The sequence below is a fragment of the Shewanella sp. SG41-4 genome (assembly GCF_014164505.1).
In the GTDB taxonomy this organism is placed as follows: Bacteria; Pseudomonadota; Gammaproteobacteria; order Enterobacterales; family Shewanellaceae; genus Shewanella.
Window position 1 is genome coordinate 1 of the sequence record NZ_JACJFI010000258.1, and the last position, 5,405, is coordinate 5,405.

4 protein-coding genes are annotated in these 5,405 nt (G+C 40.9%); all 4 read left to right on the forward strand.

Features of this window, described 5'->3' with window-relative positions:
• The coding region (locus H5202_RS17510) for an NYN domain-containing protein (RefSeq protein WP_182773208.1) at positions 1–718 on the forward strand (718 nt) is incomplete at its 5' end.
• Positions 719–759: 41 nt separating this feature from the next.
• Positions 760–3,105 (forward strand): TOTE conflict system archaeo-eukaryotic primase domain-containing protein, encoded by a 2,346-nt coding sequence (locus tag H5202_RS17515; RefSeq protein WP_259397370.1) that lies wholly within the window; start codon positions 760–762, stop codon positions 3,103–3,105.
• A 256-nt stretch (positions 3,106–3,361) separates the two neighbouring features.
• Entirely contained in the window at positions 3,362–3,667 is a 306-nt protein-coding gene (locus tag H5202_RS17520) for a helix-turn-helix domain-containing protein (RefSeq protein WP_126491569.1), read from the forward strand.
• Positions 3,664–4,914 carry a type II toxin-antitoxin system HipA family toxin gene (locus H5202_RS17525; protein ID WP_182773210.1) on the forward strand — a complete coding sequence of 417 codons (1,251 nt, stop codon included), beginning with the start codon at positions 3,664–3,666 and terminating at the stop codon, positions 4,912–4,914. Before H5202_RS17520 ends, H5202_RS17525 begins: the two co-directional genes overlap by 4 nt.
• Positions 4,915–5,405 lie beyond the last annotated feature (491 nt).

Sequence of the window (5,405 nt, forward strand, 5' to 3'; positions counted from 1 at the left end):
TAAAAAAATTGCCGTTTTAATTGACTCAGAAAACACTCAGCACTCTAAACTTCACCTGATCATTGAAGAGCTTTCTAGCTTCGGCCAGATCATTATTAAGCGTGCTTATGGTGACTTTTCTACAGATCAGTTGAAGAACTGGAAGAAACCACTTAATGAGCTAGCAATTCAAGCAAAGCAACAGTTTGCTTATACTTCAGGTAAAAACTCTACTGATTCGCTCATGATTATTGATGCTATGGATCTGCTTTCTACTCAGAGATTTGACTCTTTCGCATTAGTGTCAAGCGATAGCGATTTCACCTCTTTAGCTACACGTCTCAGAGAGTCGGAACTCAATGTTATAGGCGTTGGTAAAGCTACGACCCCAACCTCATTTAAAAATGCATGTGATGACTTTATCGCTATTGAAAACTTAGGTGTGGAAAATAACTTAGAAAATATTCCTGTGATTACTACAGAAGAGCACGAGCGTGTACTGTGGAGATTAATGCATCAGGCATGGCAAAATTATCGAGATGAGTCTGGTTGGGCAAAACTTGGTGAAGCTGGAAAATACTTAAAGCGTTTAATGCCTGATTTTGATCCTAGAAACTATGGTTTAAATAAGCTTTCAGATTTTTTTGAAAAATTTCCTAATCGTTACAAAACACGTCACGTGAACTCTTCTGGTCTTGAGTTTAAGCTTGTATTGAAATCAAGTTTAGATAAGGAGTAAGACGTTGCATACTAAAGGTTTCCATAAAAAGTTTAATGCTTATGTCTTCAGATGTTGAACTAGAAATCATAGATAAAAGACTTTCTGAACTAGAAAGTGAGCGGCAAATCTTACTCGCAAGACGCTCAGCTTTGCTTAACTCTAATCTTACGATGTTAAGCTTAAACACTACTCAGAAAATAGATATCTATATGGGGCTGTTTCGTGGGAGAAAAGATATTTATGCTAATCGTTGGCAAAGTAAGGAAGGACGCGGCGGCTACTCGGTTAGTTGCCATAATGAATGGCAACAAGGCATATGTTTTAAACCGAAAGTAAAATGTACAGAATGTGTTAATCAAGCATTTAAGTTGTTAGACCGAAGCGCCATATACGGCCACCTTTCAGGCAAACATACTATAGGCTTATATCCACTTTTAGAGGATAATTCTTGTTGGTTGCTTGCTGCTGATTTTGATAAGTCAGATTGGCAAGTTGCTGTACAAGCTTTTAGAAAAGCGTGTAATGAACTGAATATTTCTTGTAGTGTGGAGCGTTCGCGCTCCGGTAATGGAGCCCATATCTGGGTGTTTTTTGAGTCTCCAGTATTAGCTAAAGAAGCCAGGCTGTTAGGTTTTATCTTGCTCGATAAAGCAATGGAGTTTCATGCAGGTCTATCATTCGAGTCTTATGACCGACTGTTTCCTAATCAGGATCTTCTGCCCATAGGAGGCTTTGGAAACTTAATTGCACTTCCTTTGCAACATGCTCCTCGTCAGCAAGGTAACAGCGTATTTATTGACGAAAATTTATCCCCTTACTCTGATCAGTGGGGTTACTTATCATCGGTTAAAAAGCTTGCGAGGCAACAATTAGAAATTATTCTTAGTTATCAATCACAAGATGTGAAGCAAGATACAGAAAGAAAGCCTTGGGAGCTAAACTACGCCAGAGGCTATGAAGTCATTACAGGCTGTCCTGAAAAGTTAACTCTAGTTCTAGCCAATCGTTTATATTTTAGTATAAGTGCCTTACCGCAGGCGTTGTTGGCAAGGCTAAAGCGAATTGCTAGTTTTTCTAACCCAGTATACTTTAAAACTCAGGCGTTACGTTTTTCAACCAATGGGATCCAGCGCTTTATTTGCTTGGCGGAGGTTGATAATGGCTACCTAGCTTTACCTCGTGGTTGCTTTGATGAAGTATCTAGTCTGTTGGAAAGCAATGCGATTAAGATCGAGTTGGAGGATAAGCGCAAGCAGGGGACTCGTTTAAAAGGGTTAATGTTCAAAGGTGAGTTGAGGAAAGATCAAAAGAAAGCTGTAGCGGTATTGGCAAAGCATGATACTGGTGTGTTACATGCGCCGACGGCATTTGGCAAAACAGTCGCAGCAATTGGCCTGATCCATCGGCGTAAAGTTAATACTCTGATTTTGGTTCATAGTCGCCAGTTATTGGATCAATGGAAAGAGCGTTTAACTGCATTTCTTGATGGTTGCGATGTGGGGTTAATAGGTGGTGGTAAACGAAAGCCTACAGGGCAAGTAGATATTGCCACTTATCAAAGTCTGATTAATCGAAAAGATAACAGTGTCGCTCCGCTGTTGTATGACTATGGCCAAGTTATCATTGATGAATGCCATCATATTTCTGCACCCAACTACGAAAGGTTGTTGAATGAAGTTCATGCAAAATACATCTTGGGGATCACTGCTACTCCACATCGTCAGGATGGTCATCAACCGATAATATTTATGCAAGCAGGGCCAATAAGGCATGTCGTGGCTAATGAAGGTAATAAGTTTATTCAGCAGGTTAAGCTCTCTAGACTACAATTTGAACTTCCATTAGAGTTGCGAGGTGAGGAGGGTCGATCGCACATAGCGGATGTTTATCGCTGGTTAATGAATGATGATAAGAGAAACGCCCTTATTATTTCTGATATTTTATCGGTTGTTGCACAACAAAGGCATCCTATAATTCTAACTGAGCGCAGAGAACATGCTGAATTGTTAGGCGAGTTATTGTTAGAAAATGGGATTAGCTTTGTGCTTCTGCGAGGTGCGATGAGCGCTAAAGAGCGAGCGCTTTCAATGGCGGCCTTGGATGATACTCAAGTCATAGTGGCGACAGGAAAATATATTGGTGAGGGTTTCGATTTACCAAAGTTAGATACTTTATTTCTTGTCTTACCTATCTCTTGGAAAGGCTCACTAGTGCAGTATGTTGGTCGAATACAAAGACAGTTTGAAGGAAAAGATAAAGTGATAGTGTTTGACTATCTCGACTCTGCTTTGCCAATGCTGCAAAGAATGTATCAAAAGAGAGCTAAAGGCTACGCTGCTATGGGGTACACTATTACCGAAAAAGCTGAAGAGTTATTGCAAGCTCAATTGGACTTAGATACATAAAGTATTGGGCACTTTTCCCATGGACATAGGAACTTCACTGGCAGATATGACCCTTGCAATCTGTCTGCGCAATGAGTCATTTGGGGTTGTTTAGCTTTTAGGAAGGTAAACACCAATTGATAATCTAAATCAATGCGTTACAAATGTCTTCGTTTTAATTCCATCTTGGGGGCGAAAAGTACCCCCATGCTATGTGGGTTAAAGCTCAGCTTTGTCTTCGTTTTAAATACACGCTTTCACTATTCTGGGTGATTTTATGGCAAGGCGAGACTTACACAGTGTGCTGTTTCCAAAGCAGCTCAAAATACTCACTCTCTTTGGTGAAGATTTGTTGCTTGCGTTAAAGCGACGGGGGTTGACCAAAAAAATGCTCTGCGAGCGAACTGGGTTTGACCATAAAACGGTGAACAAGGTATTTGCTGGTGATCCTGGTGTGGCTATTGGTACTTATTTGAAAATTATGGCCGTGATGGGCATGGAAAGCAACTTCTCTGAAATGGCAGCGCATGACGAATTAGGCATCAAACTCCAAAACATCAAACTTCTGGAAGGTTCAAAATGAGCAGAGAACGGGTAGGGGTGTATGCTGACTGGCATCCCATCGAAAAGCCGTTATTAATAGGTCAATTGGCCTATAGCGATCTAAGTCGAGGCGGTGTATTTAGCTTTGCCTATGACAAAGCCTTTTTAACATCACCCTATTGTTTGCAAATTGACCCTTTGCTTACTCTGCATGCTGGTGAGTTATATAATGATGAAGCCAATAAAAACTTTCGCGCTTTTTTAGATTCATCGCCAGATCGTTGGGGACGTATTCTTATGCAGAGAAGGGCGGCTATCGAATATCGTAAAGGTATTAGGCCTAGTAATAGTGTAACGGAGCTTGATTATTTGCTTGGTGTACATGACGCCTACCGCATGGGGGGGATCCGCTTTAAAAAAGTGGGCTCTCATCATTTCTTGGATAACAACGACGATTTCGCAGCGCCTCCCATGGCATCGTTGCGTGAGTTAGAGCATGCTGCTATTCAAATTGAAAAAGACGACAATATAGACAGTGACGAATATTATCACTGGCTGAGAATGCTAATTTCTCCAGGTTCCTCTTTGGGTGGTGCAAGGCCAAAAGCCTGCGTCACAGACGAGAAAACCCATCTGTGGATTGCTAAATTTCCAAATATTAATGACACCTTTGATGTTGGTGCGTGGGAGATGGTGTGCTACGAACTTGCATTAGCGGCCGGCATTGAGGTTTCTCCTAGTGAGATCCGAAAACTTTCAACGAAGCACCATACCTTTTTGACTAAACGTTTTGATCGGATTGGTGACAAACGTATGCATTTTTCATCAGCAATGACTCAACTCCAGTATTATGATGGTGAACATTCACACGGAGCTAGCTATCTTGAAATAGCAGAGTTTCTTTCCAATCAGGGCTCGCAAACGAAAACAGATCTTGCCCAATTATGGCGACGAATAGTATTTAATATTGCGGTGTCTAATACAGATGATCACCTTCGTAATCATGGTTTTCTATTAACCGGCAAGGGTTGGAAGCTATCACCTGCTTACGATTTAAACCCCATAGTGGGTAAAAAAGGCCTTCACTTGAACATTACAGAGTCAGACAATGCATTGGATTATCAGCTTGCTTTTGATGTAATAGATTTTTTCAGGCTAACTCAAATCGAAGCAACGCAAATCTACGATGAGGTGTTAAATACAGTGAAGCAGTGGCAACAAGTTGCCCAGCGTTTAGGGATCAGTCGGGCAGAGCAAACCATGAAGGAAGAAGCCTTTAATGTTTGATAGTCCTCTTGAGTAAAAAGACACTTTTATTGAAAATCCAGATCGGGTGATGGAGAATGTGTTATTACGACTTATTCCACTGATTGGTGCGTAGTCATTGTTTGAGCAATAGTGACGGTAAGGGAAATGTTTTAGTTTTCGAGAAACTTTTTTATTTTCAATCATATTATTTAAATGGTATTGAGATTTTACCTCTAGAGCACAAGAGGTAAAATCAAAGACAGATACCTGGTTCACCTGGAAGCTAGCAATAAAGTTTTGCCTGAACTCATTAAATCAACCTAACGTGTCACACTCAATTAAAAAGCTCGTAGCAACAGGCTTATTAAAGTCTGAAGGTCTTAATATTTTTTCAATCGATATGAATTGACATCCTCCCCCACCTCAAAATCCCCAAAAGGATTTTGCCGCTACGCGGAAAGGAAGGGGATTCCTACGGCGCTAAGCAGTTTTCAGCTTAGTCGCTTCGATGGGTTCCTGCTTCACAGAGC

What these genes read in the sequence shown, in the direction of transcription:
- H5202_RS17515 (WP_259397370.1), top strand. Translation starts at nt 760, where the DNA reads ATGTCTTCAGATGTTGAACTAGAAATCATAGATAAAAGACTTTCTGAA.
- H5202_RS17520 (WP_126491569.1), top strand. Translation starts at nt 3,362, where the DNA reads ATGGCAAGGCGAGACTTACACAGTGTGCTGTTTCCAAAGCAGCTCAAA.
- H5202_RS17525 (WP_182773210.1), top strand. Translation starts at nt 3,664, where the DNA reads ATGAGCAGAGAACGGGTAGGGGTGTATGCTGACTGGCATCCCATCGAA.